A 1,813-nucleotide genomic window follows, 5' to 3' on the forward strand; every position below is an offset into this window, starting at 1 on the left:
CACTACGCGGGAAAGTATCTTCAGGTAAGGAGGTGATCCAACCGCAGGTTCCCCTACGGTTACCTTGTTACGACTTCACCCCAGTCATGAATCACAAAGTGGTAAGCGCCCTCCCGAAGGTTAAGCTACCTACTTCTTTTGCAACCCACTCCCATGGTGTGACGGGCGGTGTGTACAAGGCCCGGGAACGTATTCACCGTAGCATTCTGATCTACGATTACTAGCGATTCCGACTTCACGGAGTCGAGTTGCAGACTCCGATCCGGACTACGACGCACTTTATGAGGTCCGCTTGCTCTCGCGAGGTCGCTTCTCTTTGTATGCGCCATTGTAGCACGTGTGTAGCCCTGGCCGTAAGGGCCATGATGACTTGACGTCATCCCCACCTTCCTCCGGTTTATCACCGGCAGTCTCCTTTGAGTTCCCGACCGAATCGCTGGCAACAAAGGATAAGGGTTGCGCTCGTTGCGGGACTTAACCCAACATTTCACAACACGAGCTGACGACAGCCATGCAGCACCTGTCTCACGGTTCCCGAAGGCACTAAGGCATCTCTGCCAAATTCCGTGGATGTCAAGGCCAGGTAAGGTTCTTCGCGTTGCATCGAATTAAACCACATGCTCCACCGCTTGTGCGGGCCCCCGTCAATTCATTTGAGTTTTAACCTTGCGGCCGTACTCCCCAGGCGGTCGACTTAACGCGTTAGCTCCGGAAGCCACGCCTCAAGGGCACAACCTCCAAGTCGACATCGTTTACAGCGTGGACTACCAGGGTATCTAATCCTGTTTGCTCCCCACGCTTTCGCACCTGAGCGTCAGTCTTCGTCCAGGGGGCCGCCTTCGCCACCGGTATTCCTCCAGATCTCTACGCATTTCACCGCTACACCTGGAATTCTACCCCCCTCTACGAGACTCAAGCCTGCCAGTTTCAAATGCAGTTCCCAGGTTAAGCCCGGGGATTTCACATCTGACTTGACAGACCGCCTGCGTGCGCTTTACGCCCAGTAATTCCGATTAACGCTTGCACCCTCCGTATTACCGCGGCTGCTGGCACGGAGTTAGCCGGTGCTTCTTCTGCGGGTAACGTCAATCGACGCGGTTATTAACCGCATCGCCTTCCTCCCCGCTGAAAGTACTTTACAACCCGAAGGCCTTCTTCATACACGCGGCATGGCTGCATCAGGCTTGCGCCCATTGTGCAATATTCCCCACTGCTGCCTCCCGTAGGAGTCTGGACCGTGTCTCAGTTCCAGTGTGGCTGGTCATCCTCTCAGACCAGCTAGGGATCGTCGCCCAGGTAGGCCATTACCCTACCTGCTAGCTAATCCCATCTGGGCACATCCGATGGTGTGAGGCCCGAAGGTCCCCCACTTTGGTCCGAAGACGTTATGCGGTATTAGCTACCGTTTCCAGTAGTTATCCCCCTCCATCGGGCAGTTTCCCAGACATTACTCACCCGTCCGCCACTCGTCACCCGAGAGCAAGCTCTCTGTGCTACCGTTCGACTTGCATGTGTTAGGCCTGCCGCCAGCGTTCAATCTGAGCCATGATCAAACTCTTCAATTAAAAGCTTGATTTGCTGAAACAGGTTCAGCGATGCTCATCTGTAAAACGTCATAATGAATTTCATTATGTGTTCACTCGTGAGACTTGATATTTTTTAAAGTCCGGAGACTTTTGATATCAATCCTGCGAGTGCCCACACAGATTGTCTGATAAATTGTTAAAGAGCAGTGCAGCCAGTCGCCGGAGCGTACTGCTGCGAGGTGGCGTATATTACGCTTTCCTCCTTCGGAGTCAACCTCTTTTTGAGA

1 rRNA gene is annotated in these 1,813 nt (G+C 53.6%); it reads right to left on the reverse strand.

Features of this window, described 5'->3' with window-relative positions:
* Window positions 1-25 precede the first annotated feature (25 nt).
* Window positions 26-1,565, reverse strand: a 16S ribosomal RNA gene (locus AC07U6_RS22185).
* Between the last annotated feature and the right edge of the window lie 248 nt (window positions 1,566-1,813).

It is taken from the genome of Erwinia sp. GW821-FHT03D09, from assembly GCF_059420805.1.